This window comes from Thermogemmatispora sp. (assembly GCF_019683755.1).
GTDB lineage: Bacteria > Chloroflexota > Ktedonobacteria > Ktedonobacterales > Ktedonobacteraceae > Thermogemmatispora.
This window is the reverse complement of sequence record NZ_JADGHT010000037.1, coordinates 1-21,899: the sequence shown is the minus strand read 5'-3', so window position 1 is coordinate 21,899 and position 21,899 is coordinate 1. Positions and strand designations below refer to the sequence as shown.

At 58.2% G+C, this 21,899-nt stretch carries 15 protein-coding genes; 10 read left to right on the top strand and 5 right to left on the bottom strand.

The genetic code is table 11. From position 1 onward, the window contains the following. From IRZ24_RS04710 to IRZ24_RS04700, 3 genes are all read right to left on the bottom strand, one after another. Window positions 1-462, bottom strand: a 462-nt coding sequence (locus IRZ24_RS04710; protein ID WP_297160798.1) for an arginase family protein, incomplete at its 3' end; no start/stop codon positions are given. Window positions 463-695: 233 nt separating this feature from the next. Next, entirely contained in the window at window positions 696-2,606 is a 1,911-nt protein-coding gene (locus IRZ24_RS04705; RefSeq protein ID WP_297160797.1) for a serine/threonine-protein kinase, read from the bottom strand. Between the two features lie 139 nt (window positions 2,607-2,745). After that, window positions 2,746-4,995, bottom strand: coding sequence for a zinc-ribbon domain-containing protein (locus tag IRZ24_RS04700; protein ID WP_297160796.1), 2,250 nt, complete (start codon window positions 4,993-4,995; stop codon window positions 2,746-2,748). A gap of 278 nt (window positions 4,996-5,273) precedes the next feature. On the opposite strand from IRZ24_RS04700, the gene IRZ24_RS04695 reads away from it, so the two are divergent. Beyond that, window positions 5,274-6,566 carry an amidase gene (locus IRZ24_RS04695; protein WP_297160795.1) on the top strand — a complete coding sequence of 431 codons (1,293 nt, stop codon included), beginning with the start codon at window positions 5,274-5,276 and terminating at the stop codon, window positions 6,564-6,566. A 48-nt stretch (window positions 6,567-6,614) separates the two neighbouring features. Here IRZ24_RS04695 and IRZ24_RS04690 read toward each other — a convergent pair whose 3' ends face one another. After that, window positions 6,615-7,577, bottom strand: coding sequence for a hypothetical protein (locus tag IRZ24_RS04690; RefSeq protein ID WP_297160794.1), 963 nt, complete (start codon window positions 7,575-7,577; stop codon window positions 6,615-6,617). Window positions 7,578-8,029: 452 nt separating this feature from the next. Between IRZ24_RS04690 and IRZ24_RS04685 the strand changes: the two genes are divergently transcribed. The 8 genes from IRZ24_RS04685 (at window position 8,030) to IRZ24_RS04650 (ending at window position 19,094) form a co-directional block, all read left to right on the top strand. Next, window positions 8,030-9,721, top strand: coding sequence for a mucoidy inhibitor MuiA family protein (locus IRZ24_RS04685; protein WP_297160793.1), 1,692 nt, complete (start codon window positions 8,030-8,032; stop codon window positions 9,719-9,721). A 230-nt stretch (window positions 9,722-9,951) separates the two neighbouring features. Next, window positions 9,952-10,464: a (2Fe-2S)-binding protein gene (locus IRZ24_RS04680; protein ID WP_297160792.1), complete on the top strand. Its 513-nt coding sequence runs from the start codon at window positions 9,952-9,954 to the stop codon at window positions 10,462-10,464. Between the two features lie 86 nt (window positions 10,465-10,550). Next, window positions 10,551-13,124, top strand: a complete 2,574-nt coding sequence (locus tag IRZ24_RS04675; RefSeq protein ID WP_297160791.1) for a molybdopterin cofactor-binding domain-containing protein — start codon at window positions 10,551-10,553, stop codon at window positions 13,122-13,124. After that, on the top strand, window positions 13,125-14,132 hold the full coding sequence (locus IRZ24_RS04670; protein ID WP_297160790.1) for a xanthine dehydrogenase family protein subunit M: 1,008 nt from the start codon (window positions 13,125-13,127) through the stop codon (window positions 14,130-14,132). Window positions 14,133-14,484: 352 nt separating this feature from the next. After that, window positions 14,485-15,774, top strand: coding sequence for a phenylacetate--CoA ligase family protein (locus IRZ24_RS04665; RefSeq protein ID WP_297160789.1), 1,290 nt, complete (start codon window positions 14,485-14,487; stop codon window positions 15,772-15,774). A 106-nt stretch (window positions 15,775-15,880) separates the two neighbouring features. Beyond that, on the top strand, window positions 15,881-16,699 hold the full coding sequence (locus IRZ24_RS04660) for a hypothetical protein (RefSeq protein ID WP_297160788.1): 819 nt from the start codon (window positions 15,881-15,883) through the stop codon (window positions 16,697-16,699). A 338-nt stretch (window positions 16,700-17,037) separates the two neighbouring features. Beyond that, the gene (locus IRZ24_RS04655; RefSeq protein WP_297160787.1) at window positions 17,038-18,048 is read left to right on the top strand and encodes a Gfo/Idh/MocA family oxidoreductase; all 1,011 of its coding nucleotides are present in this window, start codon (window positions 17,038-17,040) and stop codon (window positions 18,046-18,048) included. Between the two features lie 161 nt (window positions 18,049-18,209). Next, window positions 18,210-19,094, top strand: a complete 885-nt coding sequence (locus IRZ24_RS04650) for an LLM class flavin-dependent oxidoreductase (RefSeq protein ID WP_297160786.1) — start codon at window positions 18,210-18,212, stop codon at window positions 19,092-19,094. A gap of 231 nt (window positions 19,095-19,325) precedes the next feature. Here IRZ24_RS04650 and IRZ24_RS04645 read toward each other — a convergent pair whose 3' ends face one another. Next, on the bottom strand, window positions 19,326-19,853 hold the full coding sequence (locus IRZ24_RS04645) for a CoA-binding protein (protein WP_297160785.1): 528 nt from the start codon (window positions 19,851-19,853) through the stop codon (window positions 19,326-19,328). A 363-nt stretch (window positions 19,854-20,216) separates the two neighbouring features. Between IRZ24_RS04645 and IRZ24_RS04640 the strand changes: the two genes are divergently transcribed. Then, a complete protein-coding gene (locus IRZ24_RS04640) occupies window positions 20,217-21,521 on the top strand; it encodes an O-acetylhomoserine aminocarboxypropyltransferase (RefSeq protein ID WP_297160784.1) in 1,305 nt (434 codons plus the stop codon). Window positions 21,522-21,899: the final 378 nt, after the last annotated feature.

Here is a 21,899-nt window from a genome sequence, read left to right as displayed (position 1 = left end):
GATGCAAGCGTGGGATAGAGGGGACCCCTCGTATTCAGCGCGGAGATCACCATGAGCGTCAATATGAACAACTGTCAGATCGGGGAAAAACTCGCGCGCTACAGCTATCGGCTGAAGAGAAAGCGAATGCTCGCCCCCAATCAGGAGTGGCAGCTGCCTTCGCTCTAGAACCTCGCGCACCGCTTCACCCGTCAACTTCAGAGCACTGGCGTGATCTAAGCCCTGGTAGTCCAGAGCCGGGCGAGTGTAGATACCAACCTCTTCAAGTGGGCAGCACTCTAGCTCTTCATCATAGAGTTCCAACTGACTAGAGGCGTTGAGAATAGCTTGCGGGCCGTGGCGTGTCCCTTGCAGGTAAGAGACAGTATATTCAAGCGGCGCCGGAATAATCACCACCCGGGCCTTGTCAGGATGACTGTATTGGGGTTCATCCAGAAACTGGGTAATCGTATGCTCTCTCATGAGAAGCAAGCGGACCTCCTCTCTCATCTACACGCCGTTTTGTACTCTACCACAATGCGTCACTCCTGCCCAGCTCTCGGCGACCTTCCCTAGGCGTTTCGGTAGGGTTCTCGGGCCGGCCTTCTCCTCTCTTCCTGAGTTTGGCTCTGGCAGCCCCCTGGTCTTGGCTGCTTTCGTCGGAACAGGCGAGCAGGATCACTCCGGCGAGAGTGAAGGCTATCTCCTGGCCTCTCTCAAGGGAGGGCAAGGGTGAAGCGTGTGATCAGAAAACGCGCCTGTGGGCCGGTGACCAGCAAGCCGGGGCGGCCTCCGCTATAGCCTCCTGGGTCGCTCACGCTTCTTGTCGAGGTATTGAAATCTACAGGGACGCCGTTGATACGGGCTGTGAAAGTATCTCCTCTGGCCGTAAGCTCCAGGAGATCAGGAGCGTGCTTACGGGGGGAGTACAGGCCGCTCACTAGGATCAGCGGTGTGCCTGGTTGGCCAGCATGAGCATCAAATTTCCAGAGAGCGTAGTGACCGGCGCCGTCAATCACCAGGGCATAACAAGACACGTAGTTCCCTTCTAGATGTAAGCGGAAAGCCAGCCCATACCAGTTCTCCTCATTGCCTGCCAGGCGCTGGATCTGAGCACTCAGGGTGAAATTGGTCGGCAGATTACCGGCAGCTTGGGGGTAGGGGAAATAATAGGTGGCCGGTGGCGTCTGGCCGATGGTGATCACATACTGGCCATTGCCGATGGCTGTATTGAAGGCCGGAGCGCTCTCGGTCCAGCGCTGCTCATTGGTCTGAAACGTATCTGTAAAAGGCCGGGCCAGGCCCTCGGAAGTAGGGCCGGTCATGGTCCAGGGCTGGAGCCAGCTACTGATTTGACCCTGCGCCAGCGTTCCAATGATGAGAAGAAGGAGTATAAGGAGGCCGAGGGCCAGGGAAAGCTGGCGTCGTGCGAGAAGCCGACCACTGAAGGTGAAAGGCGTCTGCTGTGGACGCGCCTCATCCAGACGCTTGCTGCCAGCTTCTGGGACTATCAAACCTGAAGTCAGGGCGGAAGTTACAGCGGGCCGCCTCTCCACTTGGCGTGTGGCTGGCGTGATCTGGGCCGGAGCGGCCAAAGCGGGGGATTGGGCTGGCGCATCAGTGGGTAAGCTGCTGGCGCCTGCCTGGTCCAAGTCGGAGACAGTTGCAGGCATATGCAAGGCTTCGCTCTCGTACAGCAGCAATTCGTCCAGCGCATGGGCCAACTCTGTTGCTGATTGAAAACGCTCCTCGGGGGCTTTTGCCAGAGCACGGGCGATGATCTGCGCCAGGGGCGCCGGTATTGCTGGGTTGAGAGTGCGAACATCGGGGGCTGTGCTATAGACATGGTGGTAGAGCAGGGCGGCAGTGCTCTGGGCCTCAAAGGGAGGATGGCCAGTCAACATCTGGAAAAGGACCACTCCCAGGGCATAAATATCAGTGCGGGCGTCGACGGGGAGCCGTCTGATCTGCTCTGGAGCCATATAGGCTGCTGTGCCGAGCAGCTCGCTCGTGCCAGTGAGTTGCAAGCGCTCTAGCTCTGGTTGCGTTGGCTCACCTTCATCCTCGCTCCCAGCAGACAGCGGCTGCCTATCGCTGCTAGGGGAGGCAGCGCGTCGATCAAGCAACTTAGCGATTCCGAAGTCGGAGAGTAAGATCTCTCGTTGTGGACCACGCGTCAGCAACATATTCTGCGGTTTCACATCGCGGTGCACGATGCCACGCTCATGGGCCAGATGCAGAGCGCTGGCCATATCCCGGGCGTAGCGTATGGCCAGCGCATGATCAAGGGGGCGACCCTCACGCAAGAGGTCGCGTAGCGTGCCCCCACCGACATATTGCATGACCAGGTATGGAATAGTCCCCAGCTCACCAAGGTAGGCCTCTCCGAAGTCATAAACGGCCACAATGTGCGGATGTTCCAGGCTGGCAATCAATTGGGCCTCTTGCTCAAAGCGGGCGGCAAAGCCGGGGCGTGCTGCCACCTCTGGGCGAATGATCTTAATAGCCACATCGCGCCGTAGCCGAGAATGGTAGGCCTTGTAGACCCGGGCCATAGCGCCTTCTCCCAGTTTGCGTTGAATCAGATAGGCGCCAAGCCGCTGCCCGATCAGTGCATCGCTATTCATTGGGTTGCTTGGTGTATCACTGAGATTGCGTAATAAAGCCCTACCTGAGGGCAAGTCATCTCTTATGCCGACTGCTACAAGGCTGGCTTCCTTCATCTGTTTGCGGCGAAGCCTGGATAAGGACCCAGTGCGCTCGGGTTCAGGATGCGACAGGGAAACAATCCCAGGTCACTTGGAGGCTATTGGCTGGGCCCTTGAAGAAAAGCTGAGCAGAAGATGGGCAACCTGTAACAGGAATGGTCACCTGGATTGAGACAGTTTGGCCAGGGTCCAGCGTTCCCTGCGCAGGTGCAAAGGTGATGCCCTTGATGCCATTGCTGTTACTGCTCCACTGCAACTTGGCGGCATTGTGGCTATCAGCACCGATAACAACCTGACATAGCCAGCTCGTCTGCGAGCTATCTTCCTGACAATCTCTGCCTGCCTGGAGGGTTCCTGACGATGGAGAATCGAGGACGAGGGCCGGGGCTGGCTCGACTGTCAGCATCACAGGGATCGTCACCAAACTCTGCCCGCTGCTGAGCAGAATCTGCCCCCGGTAGCTGCCTGCCTGGAGGTTGTTTTCCAGGCTGCTCACTGAGACCGTGATAGAAGTCCTCTCGTGTAATGTCAGCGTGCCGCTGTTGCTGCTCAAACTGAGCCACAGCTGCTTTGTTTCTAGCTGGAGAGTGGCTGACCAGCTCTCCTGGCCACCGCAGTTTCCAATGGTCAAAGTCTGAGGTGCAGGATCGCTGGTAGCGGAGACCGCGGTAAAACTCAGGGAGGTGGGAGAGACGCTCAGGCAGGGCTCGACTACCATGAGAGTTACCTGCAAGGACAGAGCTGAGTGTCCCGCGTCATCGCGGAAGCTAATCTGAGTAGTGTAGCGGCCCGCAGCGAGGGCGGCGCTGCTCACACTGATGCTAATTTGCTCTGCTCCAGGAGCGGCCAGCAGACCCGAAGTGGCGCTAAGAGAGAGCCAGGGAGCCTGCTGCTGGTTCCAGCTTGCCGTCCAGCCTACCGCTCCGCGACCCGATGCACAGAGAGTGATGGCCTGGCTAACCGGCGCGCGGTAACCGCTGCTTAGCGGGCCAAAGGTGACCGCTGAGGGATTAACGCAGCTTAGTCTCCCAGGAGAGGAAGAGGCCGTTGTTGGCTGCGCGGAAACTGTAGGCGTAGCGGGTAGCGTGGCTGTCGCCGTCGGCAAGCCATGCGGGCTGGTGCTCCCTGTGGCTGTGGGGGTTGGGCTGCTCGCTATGGAAGTTGACGCAGGGCTGACAATCGTAAAGGCCAGCTTTGCGCTCCGTGAAGTCAAGACCTCTTTCGCTTCAAGCACATGTCGGCCCACTGACCAGCTCGGATCGATCGTGAGAGCGATGTCGAAAGTGCCGTCTCCCCGTGTTTGCAGGCTTGTCCCATCCAGGGCTTGCCAGGATAGTCTCACTGGATCAAAGGCCTCAGCCACCACTGCCCCAGGTTCTGGTTGCTGCTGCGGGGCCATACTGCTCCTGAACTGCAAGGGAAGGTGCTGATCAAGTGTTAAAGCGACTGTGCTGCCGGGCAAGAAATGATCCCCATGCACACGCAGCAAGCTACCGGGAGTCACAGTCGTATTGCCCGAAAGCAGTGTGAGCGTGGGCGCCCAGATCGTGAAAGCTGCTGCTACCGTGCTACCAGTGATCAGTAAAGCCGCGCAGAAGAGGATGAGCGCTAGTGTTAGCCAGGATGGCAGGCCGTTGCCTGAGCGAACAAGCAAGCGCCGAGAGCTGCCAGCCGCTGGAGGTCTGGCGAGCAGCGTCAGTGAACGAGCTGCCGCCCGTTCCACTAGTGCCTGAGAGTCAGCCATCTTATTCGCGGCCCTCGAAGCTTTGGGGGCGCGGGGGAGCTTGCCATGCACAAAAGGCACACTGGCTGGAGGATTCCCTTGGACTGAGGGCACCGCATGCTCCGCTAGCTTTTCTCCTGTTGGCCACGGAAGAGGCCATAGCCACCGTCGACGGCGCCGCCGCTCTTGCTCCGCCGCTGGCCGGTTGTCCTGTTGAGCGATAAAGGGAGCCTTTGCAATAAGGGACTGAGGCCCTCTGGCTGGCTCTGACTCGAATGTGGTCACTGAGACCGGAATGGTCTGCCACTGGTCAAACTGCGTCCTGCCTTCGGAAGCCATCTCTGAAGAAGCGGTATGCGCAGCCGCCTCTGGTAGGATCAGCGTGGCCTCTCCTTGCTCTTCCTGACTGTCGCTCGCATGGGCCTGATCCAGGCCGGGCACGGCGGCCACTTCCTCCTGTGGGCCACTGCCTGACTGCGCTTCGATAGACTGAGTTGGTTCCTCTGCAGGCAGGGGGTGCCCGCAATGTCCACAAGATCTGGCATCAACTGGTAGCTCCGTGCCACAATAGTTGCAGATGCCCATGACAGCTCTCCTGCGCAGCGTAATCGCTCTCTTGATTGCTAAGAAGCTGTGTCTAGTCTACCATAGTCTGCCACAGATAGGGAGACTGCAAATTCTTGCTGAGAAATCTGTGGCAGCCGGCGAGAAATGCTTTGAGAGGAACATCGCAATGTCTGATGAGCTATTGGCCTTCGTAAAGCCTGTGACGGTGCAGGAGTGTATGCCTAGCTGGCTACATGCACGTTGTGAAATATTTACCGAACGGAGGAAAGGAGCACAGAAAGAGGATGTGGACGAAAATGATGAGCTTGAAAATCCAGGCTGAGCGTCTTCGCTATGGCCAGGAGGAGCTTATTGCTTCTATCGAGGAAGCATGTGACTGGATCGAGCAGGCCGAGCCGGAGCTTGAGGCATTGCTGCCTGAAACAGGGAGACGTGAGCGGCTGCGCAGGGAGGCACGCCGTCTGCAGGAGCATTATCCTGATCCACGGGGGCGTCCTCCCCTGTATGGGATCTTGTTCGCTGTCAAGGACCTCTTTCATGTGCATGGCTTTCCAACTCGCGCCGGCTCTCAGCTCCCGGCTACGCTCTTGAGCGGGCCGCAGGCCAGTTGTGTCACGCGTCTGCGTGAGGCGGGGGCACTGGTCCTCGGCAAAGCTGTCAGTGCTGAATTCGCCTATTTCGAGCCGGGGCCAACGCGCAACCCGGTGAATCCTCTCCATACGCCGGGTGGCTCCAGTAGCGGTTCTGCCGCAGCAGTGGCTGCCGGCTACTGTCCACTAGCTCTCGGCACGCAGACCATAGGCTCTGTCCTGCGTCCGGCAGCCTTCTGCGGCATCGTGGGATTCAAGCCGACCTTCGGGCGCATCTCCGCCGATGGCTTGATCCTCTGTGCTCCTTCCCTGGACACGGTGGGCCTGTTCACCCAGGATATTGAAGGGCTGATCCTGGTGGCGGCTTTGCTCTGTCGTGGCTGGCGTGGCTTGCCCTCGCTGCCGCCCCCTGTGCTGGGCGTGCCCGAAGGCCCCTATCTTGACCAGGCTTCACCGGAAGGCCGGCAGGCCTTCGAGAAGCAGCTCGCGCTCCTTCAGCAGGCGGGGTATCGCGTCAAACGCGTGCCAGCCCTGCAAGAGATCGCTGCCATCAATCAGCGTCATCTGCGTCTCGTGCATGCCGAGATGGCGCGTGTGCATGCGCGCTGGTTCAAGCACTTTGCCTCTCTGTATCGTCCCCTGACAGCGGCTGCCATTCGCGAGGGCGCCGCGATCGATATCCAGGAGATATGCCAGGCGCGCGCCGAACGCGAGAACTTGCGCAGCCAGCTAGAGAGCCTCATGGCGCGTGAGGGCATCGATCTCTGGGTAGCCCCAGCAGCTCCTGGACCCGCCCCCCAGGGCCTGGAAACTACGGGCAGCGGTCTTATGAATCTACCCTGGACCCAGGCCGGCCTACCGGCCATCACTCTGCCCGCTGGGATAGCTGCCAATGGCTTGCCACTCGGCTTGCAATGTGTGGCCGGCTGGCGACACGATGAAGAGCTGCTGGCCTGGGCTGGTTCGCTGGCTGCCGTAGTGACCAACCAGGCGGCCTGACCGCACAGCTTTCCCAGGCGGCTGGCCGCGCTCCTTCTCAGCCTCAGGTCAGGGACCGCTAAGGGCACAGCCGCCGCTGCGGTTATTCCATTCCTCCTGGACAATATAGCGGTTTCCATTCCAGGAGACGTTGCCACCGTCAGCGTCGAGCGCACCAAATTCCCAAGAGCATTTGTCGCCAATTTCGCTTCCCTGGCTGTCGTACCAGGCAGTGAGCAGCGGATCAGTGGCTCCCTCCATTTGCTCATGTGAGGTTACGTTAATGCTGCTATCAGCATCGCGGTCGTGGTTAGGCGAAGCAGGAACCCCGCAGGCCTCGCTGTCGCTCCCTGTATAGGGAATGACAGCGTAGATTGTCTCTTGATCAAAGTAACCATGATAGGCACAAAAGCTAGAGAAGCTGCAATAGTAGTTATAGCAAATGTTTTCTCCACGGGCGGTAAAGACAAAGAACATATGCGAGAGCGAAGGGGTCCAGCCCTGGACTTGCAGCGCCCGTCGGACCTCATCCTGAATCTGGGCATCGCTCAGCGTTGAGGCGGGATAAGGACGATGGTCAATCCAAGAGCCGCCAAAGGTCGCGCCAGCAGGAGCCTGACCGCTCTTATCGCTGTACTGCCTATTGTTCTGATAGAGTGCTGAGTTGCCGACATCCTGAAAGTAGCGCTCAATCAACTGGTGGTAGCCTGCACTCACCTGGGAGCCAGGCGGTTCCCAAAAAATGGCATAGGCAGTCATCGTCTGGCCCATCACTGGCCCATTGTGGTAGAACACATTGTTACTAGTGGCCTGCGATCTGATGTGCCATGTCGAGCGTATCCCCAGGGGATGCCAGCCGCTAGGTGAGCGCGCGGCTCTGCTGGCCGTTAGGGAAGAGAGTGACCACGGGCAGTAGAAGCTCAGCCAGATCTCCAACATTCCCAAGAGGCCCCAGGTGCCAAGTAGACTGAGCCGGCAGGAATGTAGAGCACCGCAAGACAGTCGCCGATGTTGGGAGCTATCGAACAACATGATTTCCTCCTGCTGCCACTGAGGCGCATCTCCCTTGAGCTTGAGAGGAGCGCCGCCATTACCACTGACGCTTAGGGGTGAGTATACTCCTAGAAGCTGCGTGGCTCCTTCATTTAGCCTTTGCGCTCTGACGGCGAGAGCTATGGGCTAGCGGTGATCTTACGTATGCGTAATCTCCTTCCTTAGACAAGATTGTCGCTGCTGAGGTAACCTTCACTTAGCGACTGACCAGAGGGATACGCTATGAAACAGAATAGCGAGCGTCTATAATACAGAAGCTGCTGTTGTCCTCCGTTGTTCTCTACAAAGCGGAAGAAACCAGAGCACAACAGCGAATTGGTACAGGCCAGCGTTAAGCAAAAACAAGCTAGTGGGCAGCCCGCTAGCCAGCTCTTAACGGCGACGCCAGTTAGTGTCGTCATCTCTTTAGTCGAGTTGATAGGAGATAGAGGATGGTCATTGAGCTGGAAACCCGTCTCATGGAGGTCACTGTCTATGGTGATCGGGCCCTCATCAAGCGGCAGGGGAACTTATCTCTGGAAGCTGGTGAGCACCAATTGCGTGTCAACTATCTGCCGCTCTTTCTCAAGGATTCGTTGCGCGTGAACGGCAGAGGACCGGCGGGAACTCGCTTGCTGGGAGTCGAAGTCACAACAGCCTTTCTGGCGCGCCCGCCTGAGCAAGAACTGCTACGCTTACAGACGGCGTGTGACCTGCTCGGGCGCAAGATACAACTTCTAGAGGCTCGTCAGCAGGCGCTTGACCAGCGTCGTCATTGGGTAGAAGCCTTGGGAGGGCAAGCACCGGCCCTCATTGAGGGGTTGACGCAAGGGCGCTTGCAGCCAGACGATTACCGAACCTTTTTCTCCGTCCTGCTGAACCAAATGCTGCAGGATGCCGAGGCCTCCCAGGATCTCGCGGTTCAGCTCCAACAACTGCGAGAAGAGTTGAATGCTAAAAAGAGAGAATTAGAGCAAAAACAGCTTGAAGGTCATCCAGATCGTCTAGCGGTCCTCGTGAGCGTAGAATTGCCGCGGGCTGGAGAATTGACCCTCGAGCTGAGCTATCTGAGCGAACGAGCTGCCTGGCGCCCTAGCTATGATGCACGTCTCTCCTTTGAGAATCATGGCGAAGACAACAGCCGTCAGGAAAGCAGCATCGACCTCACTTGCATCGGCCTCGTAGAGCAACGCACCGGTGAAGATTGGGACGAGGTCGCGCTGATGCTCTCGACAGCGCGTCCGGCCCAGGCGACCGTCTTGCCCGAGCTGAAGCCCTGGTATCTGGATATCTTCCAGCCCGTAATTCCTTCGCAATCGCTTCCTTTGGCGGCCCCGTCTGCCATGCCCTTGACGGCCTCAGGCTCCACTGTCACCAGCAGGCAGAGGCCTTCTGTCATGATGACCTTTGACCAAGTGCCGCCAGCGGCTGCGGCCCCAGAGGGAGCTGAAAGCTTGCCGGAGGAAGAAAGTTCCTTCACCGAAGAAGAAGCAGTTGAAGCCAGCGCCGACATTGAGCAGAGAGCGACAGGCCTGGTCTTCCGCTGTGGACGCTCCGTGAGCATCCCCTCAGACGGTTCGCCCCATCGTACACTCATTGCCCAGTATCGTCTGCCCTGTCGCCTAGAGGTCGTCACGCTGCCCATTCACGAGGAGGCGGCGCATCTCCGTGCCATTGTCGAGAATACCACTGCAGGGGTCCTACTCAAAGGCAAGGCCAATATCTTCGTTGATAACGAGTATGTTGGCACGACCGAGATCGACCTGACAGCCCCTGGCCAGACATTCCATCTCTTCCTTGGTCTCGATGACGCCGTGCGTGTTCAGCGTAAGCTGGTCGAACGCACAGTCGAGCAGACGAGCCGTCTCCAAGGGGGGGTGCGGCGTATCACCTATGCCTATCGCATCACGGTAGAGAACTTCGCCCAGAGCGAGCGGCGCATCATTGTCCTGGATCATCTCCCCGTCTCGCGTCACGAACGCATCAAGGTGCGTATCCTCTCATTACAGCCGGAGCCGCAGGAGCGCAGCAAACTGGAGCAGCTCACCTGGCAATTCACCCTGCCTGCAGGAGGCAAACAACAGATCGAAGAGCGTTTCGTTGTCGAGCACCCACGCGAATTGCGTATTAGAGGCCTACCCTGATCCGCTCGGGAATGCCATGCCGACATGATCCTCGGAGAGAGCAGGGTATCGGCGCGCTTTACAGATTCAGTGCTGCACTTGTGCAATATCGCAGGCCAAGGAAAAGTGTTATAATACCACAGGGTTGCACTATCTGAAGAACCCGCTCGGTTCCCTGTCAGCCGAAGTGCTCACTGAGGGGTTCTCCCTAGGTCGCCCTGGAGATGACCATCGGGCCGAAAGGAGACCACATGCGCGAACTAATTACCCTGCGTGTCAATGGCGAACGCTATGAGGTGGCGGTGTTGCCTCATCGGACCTTGCTAGAGGTCCTGCGTGAGGATCTCGGACTGACCGGCACCAAGCACGGCTGTGAGCTAGGTGAGTGTGGAGCATGCACCATACTTCTTGATGGCGTGCCCGTCCTCTCCTGCCTGACTCTGCCGCTAGAGGTCCAAGACTGCGAGATTACAACCATTGAAGGGCTAGAGGAGCAGGGCAGATTACACCCGCTTCAGGAAACTTTTGCCGAGCTGGGAGCGGCGCAGTGTGGCTACTGTACCCCTGGCATGCTCCTCTCTGCGGTGGCTCTCCTGCGTCAGAATCCCCATCCAACGCGGGAAGAGATCAAACAGGCTCTTGCTGGCAACCTCTGCCGCTGCACTGGATACACGAAGATCTACGAGGCGATCGAGGCTGCGGTAGAACGTCTGCAAGCCGGACGCGAGCTTGAGCGGCAGCCTGACGCTGCTCTGCCATCCTAGTCTGGCCATCCCAGTCAGATGAGCTTAGCGCTGATTGGCTAGCGTCCGCTCAGTACTGGTATATGAAGAGAGGAGAAGCTAGAGCTATGGACGAATGGCGGCGTCTGCAACCGCGCAAAGCAGGACCCTACAGAGTGGTAGGGAAGCCTCTACCCAAAGTTGATGCCTATAGCACTGTGACTGGACGGGCCATCTATGCCGATGACATTATGCTCCCGCGCATGCTCTACGGGGGCCTTCTGCGTTCCCCTCATCCTCATGCACGGATTGTTTCCATTAACACGCGAAAAGCGCGCGAGCTGCCGGGAGTGCTCGCGGTGATTACCGGTCAAGACCTGCCACGCAAATACGGTATTTTGCCTTCCAGTCAGGATGAAACGGCGCTGGCCGTCGACAAAGTGCGCTATGTAGGTGATCCGGTGGCTGCCGTAGCGGCCATTGACCCCGAGACGTTAGAGGAAGCCCTGCGCCTGATTGAGGTCGAATACGAGGTCCTGCCGGCTCTCATGAGCATCGAAGAGGCTCTGGAGCATCCCGAGATCAAGATTCACGAAGAGGCGCGCCAGGGTAACATTCACAAAGCCGTCTCCTATGAGTTCGGCGATATCGAAGCTGGTTTCGCTGCCGCTGACTATGTGCGCGAAGACTGGTTTTACTACGAAGGCAATAACCACGTCCCTATTGAGGCCCACGCTTGTGTAGCGCGTTGGGAGCCGGACCCTCATGATCCTGTTGGGGGCAAGCTAACGCTCTGGTCCTCGACTCAGACCCCTCACTATGTACACCGCGAAGTCAGCAAAGTCCTGGGCATTCCGCCCTCTCATCTACGGGTCATTGCTCCCCATGTTGGCGGGGGCTTTGGGGGCAAAAGTGACCCCTTCTCGCATGAGATCTGTGCATGCGAACTGGCGCGCCGTACTGGGCGTCCGGTCAAAATCACCTGCACACGTGAAGAAGTCTTTCTGATTCATCGCGGGCGCCATCCTGTCAAAATGTGGATCAGAACGGGGGTCAAGCGTGATGGTACGATCACTGCCATGCATTTCCGCTCGTTCCTGGACGGTGGCGCCTATGGCTCCTATGGTGTAGCCACCACCTACTATACAGGCGCTCTTCAACCGGTCACTTATGCCCTACCTGCCTATAAATTCGAGGGCATGCGTGTATTCACCAACAAACCACCCTGTGGCCCCAAGCGGGGCCACGGTACGCCCCAGCCGCGTTTCGCGCTCGAAGTCCATCTTGACAAGCTTGCCTGTGATTTGGGACTGGACCCCATTGAGCTGCGCAAGCGCAACCTGGTGCAGCCCTATAGCCGAACCATCAACGGTCTGCGCATTACTAGCTGCGCGCTTGAGGAATGCCTCGATCAGGTGGTGGCTCGCTCAGGCTGGCGTGAGTTTCATGCCTCCCGCTCGGCACGTGAGGCCGAGGTCGCCCGCCCATCCTCACCGCTACGGCGCGGCATGGGACTGGCTGTTTCAACCTACATCTGTGGGGCCGGCAAACCGATCTACTGGAACGATATGCCCCATTCTGCTGTGCAGATCCGTCTTGATCGCGGCGGGGGAGTCACCGTCTACTGCGGCGCCACCGACATTGGCCAGGGTTCAACCTCCGTACTGGCCTACATTGTTGCGGAAGAACTGGGTGTCGAGCCGGAGCGTATTCACCTGGAGACCGCCGATACTACCCTGACCCCGGTTGATCTCGGCTCCTACTCCAGCCGCGTCACCTTTATGGCCGGTAACGCGGCTATTCAAGCCGCGCGCCGCCTCAAGGAGCTGCTCCATACTGTCGCTGCTGAGCGGTTGCACGTTCCAGCGGAACGCCTGGAGAGCGGCGACGGGTCCATCTACTACATTGACGACCCGCAGGTCGCCCTCTCTTTCGAGCAAGCGGTACAGCTTGCCGAAGCCCGCTACGGAGCTTTGGTCTCTGCTGGCTCCTACGCACCGCCAGAAGACATTCATGGGGATTTCAAAGGGGCTGGAGTCGGGCCCTCACCCGCTTATTCGTACTCGGCCTGTGTTGCCCTGGTGGCGGTCGATAGTGAAACGGGCGAGGTCAAGGTTGAAAAGCTCTGGCTCGCTCACGATGTGGGTCAGGCCATCAACCCTCTGCTCGTTGCTGGCCAGGTCGAGGGAAGCGCCTACATGGGCTATGGGGAGGCCCTCATGGAACAGCAGATCTTCCGCAAGGGGCGGCATAAGATCCCTTCGATCCTGGACTACAAGATTCCTACAACGCTTGACACTCCAGAGATTGAAACGATCCTTGTGGGCCGACCTGACGAAGAAGGGCCTTTCGGAGCCAAAGAGGCCGGGCAGGGGCCGCTGCTACCGGTCATTCCGGCTATCGCCAATGCCATCTATAACGCTGTCGGCGTTCGAATCGACGAAGTGCCCATCACACCAGATAAAGTACTACGTGCCCTCAAAGCGGCCCATAGTGAGCCTGGCGAGCGTCCGCTACCGCCGCCACGCGTCACGCCTATTGTCCTGAGAGAAGCGTGGCCAGCGCGGCTGATTCGCTGGTCGCCTGAACGCTTGTCAAGCCTGGGCAACGGTCACCATCAGCTCCAGAAGCAAGGAGAGAGCACTCCCCAAGAAGCAGCTCCTCCCTCCTCCCCGCTTCTGCAGAAAGGAGGACCTGCCTGAATGCTGCGTTTGCCTCCTTTTCGCTACCTGGCACCACGCACGCTCAGCGAGGCAACACGGCTGCTTGCTGAGGAAGGGCCGCAGGCTATGCCCGTAGCCGGTGGAACAGACCTGCTGCCCAATATGAAGCGTCGCCAGTTTACGCCGGCGGCTCTCATTGGACTACGCCATTTGCGCGAGCTCAAGGGAATCAGCGGCTCACCCGAAACGGGAGTGCGCATCGGAGCAGGGGAGACCCTGACGAGCATTAGCAATCATCCCCTCCTTCGGGCCCATTATCCGGCCCTGGCTCTGGCTGCCGGCGCGGTCTCTACGCCGCAGTTGCGCAACGCTGGCACGCTTGGCGGCAATATCTTGCTTGATACGCGCTGTAACTATTATAATCAAACCGAGTTCTGGCGCCACTCCATCGGCTATTGCATGAAGCGTGATGGCAGCATCTGCCTCGTCGCTCCAGGCAGTCCCCGCTGTTGGGCCATTTCCTCGGCGGATACCGTCCCTGCACTCGTTGCCCTGCAAGCGCGGGTACGCCTGGTCAGCGTGCGCGGTGAGCGCGAGATGCCGATTCAAGAGCTGTTCCGTGACGATGGCATGCGGCCTTATACTCGTGAGGCCGATGAGATCCTGACTGAAATCTGGCTGCCGCCCGCACCTGGTTGGCGCAGTACCTATCTCAAGCTACGCCGACGTGGCTCCTTTGATTTCCCCATTCTAGGGGTGGCCGTAGCCCTGCGCTGTGAGCAGGATGGCCAGATAGGCGATGCTCGCATTGCTCTGGGAGCTGTTGCCTCTCATCCAGTCGAAGCAGAAGAGGCAATGGCACGCCTGCGAGGGCAGCGGCCTACGCCAGCCCTGCTACAGGAGGTAGCAACCCTGGCGGCGAAACGCGCCAGACCCCTGGACAACGCCGATCTCACTATCACCTATCGCAAACAGCTCACACCGGTCTATGTGCGACGAGCGCTTGATCTGCTGATAGGGGCAGAGGAAGAGAGCGAAACTGAGTAGATCGAACCTCTATCAGTGTTGAAGCGCTTAACCTCTGCCCTGGCGTGTACAGCATGAGAAGGCTCGGCCCCTCTGTCTCTCTACTGGTGGCGAGAAGAGCACGCTGTCACCCTGCCATTCGTAGGCGCCTGACGGAGAGAGGTCAGGCGCCCTGCCTGAGCAATGCGTTCAAGCAGACAAACAAAGTGGTGGCCAGGTGCGATCAGAAGCTCAGCTTGAACTGATCGCTGGCTGCAACCACAGATCCAGGAAGAGGTCGGAAAGAAGCAGAAGCAAGCCGCTGGGAGAAGAGAGCAGGCGTGCTCTCCCGCCTTTCGGACAGCGCGGGACCGGGAGTGAAAGGACGTGATCCATGCCTCAATCGCATCATCCACGGCTGGAGACAGCTTCGCGTTCATTGATCGAAGAACGGCAATTGGCCCGCTTGCAATTGGGTCTTATGCGTATTCTGCCGCGCAATGGCTTCTATGAGCGTAAATTGATGGCAAATGGACAGGCGCCATCGCTGTCACACTTGCGCGATCTCTCTCGCTTACCCTTTACAACCAAGCAGGAGCTGCTGGCTGATCAAGAGCAGCATCCTCTCTATGGCGAGAACATGACCTACGCCCTCGGCGAGTACGTGCGTTACCATCAGACGTCGGGCACCACCGGACAGCCTTTGCGCGTCCTTGATACAGCTGAGAGCTGGAAATGGTGGGCCGACTGCTGGAAAACAGTATATCAGGCGGCAGGCGTTACCCGTGACGACGTCATCTTCATCGCTTTTGGCTTTGGGCCCTTCATCGGCTTTTGGGCGGCCTATGAGGGGGCCAAAAGTCTAGGGGCCCTGGTAGTCCCTGGAGGTGGCATGGACTCACTGCAGCGTCTGCGCATGATGCAAGACGTACAGGCCACCGTTCTAGTCTGCACACCGAGCTATGCTCTGCGTCTGGCGGAGGTTGCTCGCCAAGAGGGCATCGATCTGCATAAGCTCAAAGTGCGCATTACGATCCACGCAGGTGAGCCGGGGGCCTCGATTCCGGCCACGCGCCGGCGCATTGAAGAGGCTTGGGGAGCCAAAGCCTATGACCATGCTGGCATGTCCGAAATGGGTGCCTATGGCTTTACTTGCGAGCGGCAGCAGGGGCTGCATGTCAACGAAGGCGAATTCATTGCTGAGATTCTTGACCCACGCACCAATCAACCCGTGCCCTTAGGTGAGGTTGGCGAGTTAGTGCTGACGAACCTGGGGCGCTGGGGGAATCCTGCCTTACGCTATCGCACTGGTGACCTGGTGCGCAATGGTGGCTATAGCTGTCCCTGCGGTCGTGCCTTCCTGTTGTTGCCGGGGGGAATCTTAGGGCGTATCGATGACATGCTGATTGTACGCGGGGTCAATCTCTATCCTTCGGCCATTGCCGATATCTTGCACCGCTTCCCCGAGGTAGCCGAGTATCGCATCATCGTGACAAACAATGGTCCCCTGGATGAGGTTGCTCTCCAGGTCGAGTGCCCTTCCTCGCTAGTGGGCGAGATTCAAGATGCTTTGCGGGCAGCCTTCGGCTTGCGTATCCCCGTGGAGGCCGTCGCTGAGGGCAGCTTGCCGCGCTTTGAACTCAAGGCGAAACGCGTCGAGGATCGCCGCAGGCGCATGCCCTAGCCCGTTCCTCTCAACCCTTCTGTCTCTTGCGTAACTATCTGTCTAGAGCGTAGAATGAAACGATTCGTGAAGGGCTGCTTTTGCTCGCCATTCAAGGAGGAGATCCGTGAGACCCAGCGCTCTATCTCTTAACAAAGGAAAGCTTCCTCCAGAGGAAACCTTGCATCAGCTTCGCTTCGCCGCCAGCGGTCTGGAGATCATCCCCAATCCGCCGCGTGCTGGTGAAGTGGTCACGATCCGTCTTTGCTTGTGTAACGAAGGTGCGCAGCCGCTCACGGTGCGCAAGATCACGCCCTGGATCTACTCCTTTGGCATAGGCGCCTGTGACCACGAGTGTCTGCCGGAAAAGGGACCCCTGACTCTATCTGTTGATCCGACGCACGTTGAAACGCTTACCTGGCAATGGCTGCCACGGAGCGGTGGTCATCGCTGCCTGCGTGTTTCCCTGGACATAGAGAATGTACCACGGCCCTGGATCATCGGCTGCAATCTACAAGTTATTGAAGCTGCAGCCGATGCCTACCGTTGGCAAGTTCCATTTCACCTGGCTAATCCCACAGAGCAGCTTCAACCTCTACGCTTAGGGCTGCAGACCCAAAGCATGGGCCTGAGAGAAACAGCCCGCCAGGTGTGGATCGAACTGCCAGCAAGAGGAAGGGGCAGCGCTATCTTGTCCCCGGGGCAGACCCTCTGGCTTCAGCCTCATGAGCAGCGCGCAGCACTGCTGGTCGTCCGCATCCACCGCTTTGCGATCGGGGCTTTTGAGCTTGTCAACGATGTCAAGGCCTGGCTAGGCGATCAATTCCTAGATGGCATACGCGTCATAGTCCGTCGTCGCACCCCTGTCGCGCTGCCGGCAACGCCAGGTGAGGGACAAGCGACTAGCCTTTGCCTGGCCAACCTATCTGTGGGGTCTAGGAGCTGAAGAGCCTGGTCCAATCAGTAAGGGGGGAGAGCGGCGCACAGCCAGGCTGCGTTACAATACTGACCGAAGGTGACAGGCAGCCGCCGTCACTAGCAGTGCTCGACCGGTGGCCATCCAACGTATCCAGGCGCTGCCACACCCTGGCCTGTAGGCCACCGGTCCTCTCTTTCTCCTTTGATCTCTGCCTTTATTTTCTTGCTCGCGAGCTAGCTTACTTGTCTTCTCGAAAGGGGAGAGCTGTAAGCGAAAGAGCTAGCTGAGGCGACAAAGAAAGCTACCGGATACGCCAGATACGAAGAGAACGCCACTTCCGGGCAATCTTTCAGGGAGAGGGGCTTATGCAAAGCGAGCTACATGCAACGGCAGTGCCAGTCAAATGGGGGATACTTGGCGCCGCCAGCGTGGCCATCAAGCGCGTGATCCCGGCCATACAGGCAGCCAGCAATGCTCAACTCGTAGCCATTGCCAGCCGAGAACCTGATCGGGTTCGTCTTCTTTCATCTACGCCCCCTGCCGTGCGCATCTATGGTGATTACGAGAGCCTGCTAGCTGATGAAGAAGTCGAAGCGCTCTATCTTCCCCTGCCTAACAGCATGCATGCGGAATGGAGCATTCGGGCCCTGAAAGCCGGAAAGCATGTTCTCTGTGAAAAGCCGCTGGCCCTTACCGTTGAGCAGGGGCTAAGTATGCTTCAAACTGCCCGCGCCCAAGGGCGGCTACTCATGGAAGCCTTCATGTACCGTTTCCATCCACAGATGCTGTGGGTCATGGAACAGATCAGCGAGGGCCTGATCGGCGCAATCAAACTAGTGCGTTCCTCTTTTTATTTCGACCTGCGCAACCGTCCCCAGGACATTCGTCTCCAAGCTACCTTGGGGGGCGGCTCGCTCGTTGATGTAGGCTGCTACTCGCTCAATCTCTGTCGGGCCATCTATGGCCGTGCCCCGCTAGCGGTCGGAGCGCGAGTCTATGCTCCAGCCCGCGGAGAGGTCGAGCGGGCCGTAGTAGCCTTCCTCGACTTTGGAGAGGGGCGCTTTGCCCTCATCGACAGCAGCTTTGAACTACCTACACGCCAGCTTGCCGAGATCGTTGGCGAGAACGGGACGCTACTCCTCAATGGCCCCTTCACGCCCGGTCAAATTGAAACCACCGTCACCCTGACGATCGGCGAACAAATCGTTGTGCGACGCTTTCCTCCTAGCGATCCCTATCGTCTGGAAATTGAGCATTTTGGCAACTGCCTTCGCAGCGGACGTCCACCCCTACTGCAGCTTGAAGAATCACTCGAAAACTTGGCTACGATGGAGGCCATCTATCGCTCTGCTGGCTATCAATGGCCGCTCGGCTAGCCTAGCTCGGGATCACGCAACGCAGCTCGGAGGCGCCCTTCGCCAAGCTGAGCCAAGCAGCGCGGCCCACCCTCTTTCGCTCGCGGGCGCGGGCATGTGATATGATGCTCTTGAGAAAGCAAGCCTGCCTAAGCGTAATCTGATAGAAGGGACGAACAAGCGTGAGTCGTATTGAATTTGGCTTAATGCTCCAGATGATGCAGCGTCCTCCACTGGGGCCAGACGAGCTATGGGACTATAATCAGCGCCTCATTCAAGCAGCAGAAGGTTTCAGTACCATCTGGGTTGAGGACCATTTTGACTGGGGAGAAGCTGCCGTCATGGAATGTTTCTCAACCATGTGTTATGTGGCGGCAAGCTATCCCCATCTAAAAGTCGGCTCACTGGTTCTCGGCCAAGGGTATCGCAATCCAGCTTTACTGGCCAAAATGGCCGCCAACCTGCAACTGATGTCTGGTGGACGGCTCATCCTCGGTCTGGGTGCTGGCTGGCAGGAACATGAATATCGCTCCTATGGCTATCACTTCCCAAGTGTCAAAGAGCGCATGGAGCAGCTAGAAGAGGCGATTCAAATCATACGGCTCTTATGGCAAGGGGGTCCGGCTACCTTTGTCGGGCGACACTATCGCATCGAAGAAGCGCACTGCTTACCGGCTCCGCAGCAGCCAATTCCGCTCCTCATAGGCGGTGGCGGTGAGCAGCGCACCCTGGCTATTACAGCGCGCTATGCCGACCTGTGGAACTTCAATTCTTGCACACTCGACGAATACAGCCGTAAACTGGGCATCCTCCGTGAACATTGCCAGCGTCTCGGACGGAATCCTGCCGAAATCACCCTGACCTACCTTAGCACCGCCAGTGTCGCTGATGACCCCGCCCTTGTCGTGCGCGATCCCAAAAAGCATTTCATCGCGGGCAGCCCTGCGGAAGTCATTCGTGAGCTAGAGCAGTTCATAGAGGTGGGCGTCTCACACTTTATCTTTCGCTTCCTGGACATCCCCTCGCTAGAGCGCTTTGTACGTAGCGTTCTGCCTCACTTCCGTTGAGACCAGGGCCGAGCCACTCCATTCAGAGGACTGCACAGCACCGACAAGCACCAGCCGGCGCCCGCTCTGAGGCAACGCTCACCCACGAGTGTGAGCAACCACAGAGCGGGACCGGCGTCTCACCCTTCCCTTACTTCATGAACCTTGCCCTAAACCCTCCGCTTCTGGGGCCGCTAGCCCACTCAGAGCAGATCCTACCGCCTTACGGCTCAGCCGCCCACTAGCCAAAGCCTAACGTACTAGCTCAGCAGCAGAAGGCTTCAGAACCTCAGCACGGGGTAAAGCCCGCGAAAGAATCACACCCGTATTCAGTCCGACCGTATGCAGGCCGCCGAAGAAGCGCGCATGCTCCATCTTAATGCACTTATTCTGCACGAAGATCAAGCCAGCCTCTTGGGCCAGGCGTCCGGCCTCATCATTGCGGATACCGAGCTGGAGCCAAAGCACCTTTGCCCCAATGCGAATTGCCTCCTCAGCGATCGGTAGCACATCCTCGGGCTTGCGGAAGACATCAACCACCTCGATCGTTTCTCCGGCCTCTTTCGCCTCTGTCAGTGAAGCATAGACCCGCTTCCCAAGGATCGTTTGCCCGGCATAGCGCGGATTCACCAAAATGATGTTATAGCCCTCAGCCTGCAGATAGATGGCTACGAAATGGCTCGGGCGATAGGGGTCAGCCGAGATACCGACAATGGCCACGTGGCGATACGTCTGAAGAAGCTTCAGACGATCGTACATATCAGGAGCAAACTGCTTCATAGAACGCTTGACCTCATCCTTATTGACAAGAGACAGGCAATGACATCGCTGGCCATCTAGATTCGCCCTGCCGTGCCCGAGTGGGGAAGGGCTCCAACAGAGCGCTGACTAGGCATCGCCTTTATTGTACTGCAGAGACAAGGGAGACTGCAGTCGCCTTGTGCTCTCGTGCCAAGACTGCCAGGCGGCACAGCGCATGTGATACCATACTACATAACAATAAATAACCCCGTCAGCCAGCCCCCTGGCGTAGAGAGCAGTGGCCTCAGCGCTCTCAGCCCAGATTGAGCCGGCTTGACTGAGGTCTAAGGGCGAGTTATGACCAATCCAGCAGCTACCATACGAAGAAGAGGGGGATAGAGGATGCCAGAAATTGACGGCGATCATGTCTTCGGCTTCAACACCCTATCGGTCCACGCTGGCCAGCGGCCTGACCCAACCACCGGAGCCAGGGCAGTGCCCATTTATCAGACCACCTCTTTTGTCTTTGATGACACTGATCACGCGGCGCATCTCTTCGCCTTGCAGCGCTTCGGCAACATTTACACACGCATCATGAATCCCACAACGGCGGCGTTCGAAGAGCGCATCGCCGCCCTGGAAGGGGGCACCGGCGCCGTCGCCACTGCCTCAGGCATGGCAGCCCAGATGGTCACCATGCTGACGCTACTGCGGCCCGGCGATGAACTGGTTTCCTCCAGCAGCCTCTACGGAGGCACCCACACCCAGTTTGACATCACCCTGCGCACCTGGGGCATCAACACCATCTTTGTCGACAGCAGCGACCCCGAAAACTATCGGCGCGCAATCACGCCCCGGACGCGCGCCCTCTACGGGGAGACCATCGGCAACCCACGCGGGGACGTACTCGACATCAAAGCCGTTGCCGACATTGCCCATGAGGCCGGCTTGCCCCTCATCGTCGACAATACCTTTGCCACGCCCTATCTCTGCCGGCCCTTCGAGCACGGAGCCGACATCGTAGTACACTCGGCCACCAAGTTCATCGGCGGTCATGGTAACTCCATTGCCGGGGTCCTCGTCGAATCCGGTAAATTCCCGTGGGATAACGGCAAGTTCCCGCACATTGTTGATCCTTCACCGGGCTATCATGGTGTGCGCTTCTACGAGACCTTCGGCGATTTCGCCTTCGTTATGAAGGCTCGCTGTGAGACCTTGCGGGATACTGGCCCCTGCTTGAGTCCCTTCAATGCTTTCTTGTTACTGCAGGGCCTGGAAACACTCTCCTTGCGCATGGAACGTCATTGCCACAATGCTCTCCAGGTGGCGCAGTTTCTCAAGGAACACCCAGCGGTCAGTTGGGTGAACTACCCAGGCCTGCCTGATAGCCCTTACTATGAGCTGGCCAAGCGCTACTTACCACGCGGCGCGGGGGCGATCTTCACCTTCGGCGTCAAAGGAGGCTACGAGGCTGGCAAAGCCGTGATCAACAACGTCCGCCTCTTCTCCCATCTAGCAAACGTTGGCGACACACGCAGCCTGATTATTCACCCAGCCAGCACTACCCATCAGCAGCTCTCTGAAGAAGATCAGTTGGCAAGCGGTGTTACACCGGATATGATCCGCGTCTCTATCGGTATCGAAGATATCGAAGACATCCTGTGGGACCTGGATCGCGCCTTGCATGCCGCCATGAAGGTTGCCTGACATCAGCGCTTCCGGCCCGACTCGCCTTGCGTCTCTGCCAAGCACAGGAGTGCTGAAGAGCTAGCAAGCGCCTTGTTCCCGACAGGTGACGCCTGTTCGCCTGTCGGGACTTTGTCCTCTACTCCTCTCTCGCTCGCCTGGCCCGCTCACCATCCCCAACCACTCCCTCTCCATCTCTTTCTCCTGCATTTATATATTCATATCACTCAACATTACAATGTATTCATAAATTATCACAATGCAGATTCTTTATTGACATCGATAGGAAAGCGTGTTATATTTTTCCACGCTTCGATAGTAGAAGGTACTCGAAGGAGTGCCTTCGGGAGTGTCGTGCAGTCCGTTCGCTGATCAAGGGCGAGAGGGGCTGCACAAATC

Coding starts and splice junctions, on each gene's coding strand:
- IRZ24_RS04705 (WP_297160797.1), bottom strand. CDS start 2,606: ATGAATAGCGATGCACTGATCGGGCAGCGGCTTGGCGCCTATCTGATT.
- IRZ24_RS04700 (WP_297160796.1), bottom strand. CDS start 4,995: ATGGGCATCTGCAACTATTGTGGCACGGAGCTACCAGTTGATGCCAGA.
- IRZ24_RS04695 (WP_297160795.1), top strand. CDS start 5,274: ATGATGAGCTTGAAAATCCAGGCTGAGCGTCTTCGCTATGGCCAGGAG.
- IRZ24_RS04690 (WP_297160794.1), bottom strand. CDS start 7,577: ATGTTGTTCGATAGCTCCCAACATCGGCGACTGTCTTGCGGTGCTCTA.
- IRZ24_RS04685 (WP_297160793.1), top strand. CDS start 8,030: ATGGTCATTGAGCTGGAAACCCGTCTCATGGAGGTCACTGTCTATGGT.
- IRZ24_RS04680 (WP_297160792.1), top strand. CDS start 9,952: ATGCGCGAACTAATTACCCTGCGTGTCAATGGCGAACGCTATGAGGTG.
- IRZ24_RS04675 (WP_297160791.1), top strand. CDS start 10,551: ATGGACGAATGGCGGCGTCTGCAACCGCGCAAAGCAGGACCCTACAGA.
- IRZ24_RS04670 (WP_297160790.1), top strand. CDS start 13,125: ATGCTGCGTTTGCCTCCTTTTCGCTACCTGGCACCACGCACGCTCAGC.
- IRZ24_RS04665 (WP_297160789.1), top strand. CDS start 14,485: ATGCCTCAATCGCATCATCCACGGCTGGAGACAGCTTCGCGTTCATTG.
- IRZ24_RS04655 (WP_297160787.1), top strand. CDS start 17,038: ATGCAAAGCGAGCTACATGCAACGGCAGTGCCAGTCAAATGGGGGATA.
- IRZ24_RS04645 (WP_297160785.1), bottom strand. CDS start 19,853: ATGAAGCAGTTTGCTCCTGATATGTACGATCGTCTGAAGCTTCTTCAG.
- IRZ24_RS04640 (WP_297160784.1), top strand. CDS start 20,217: ATGCCAGAAATTGACGGCGATCATGTCTTCGGCTTCAACACCCTATCG.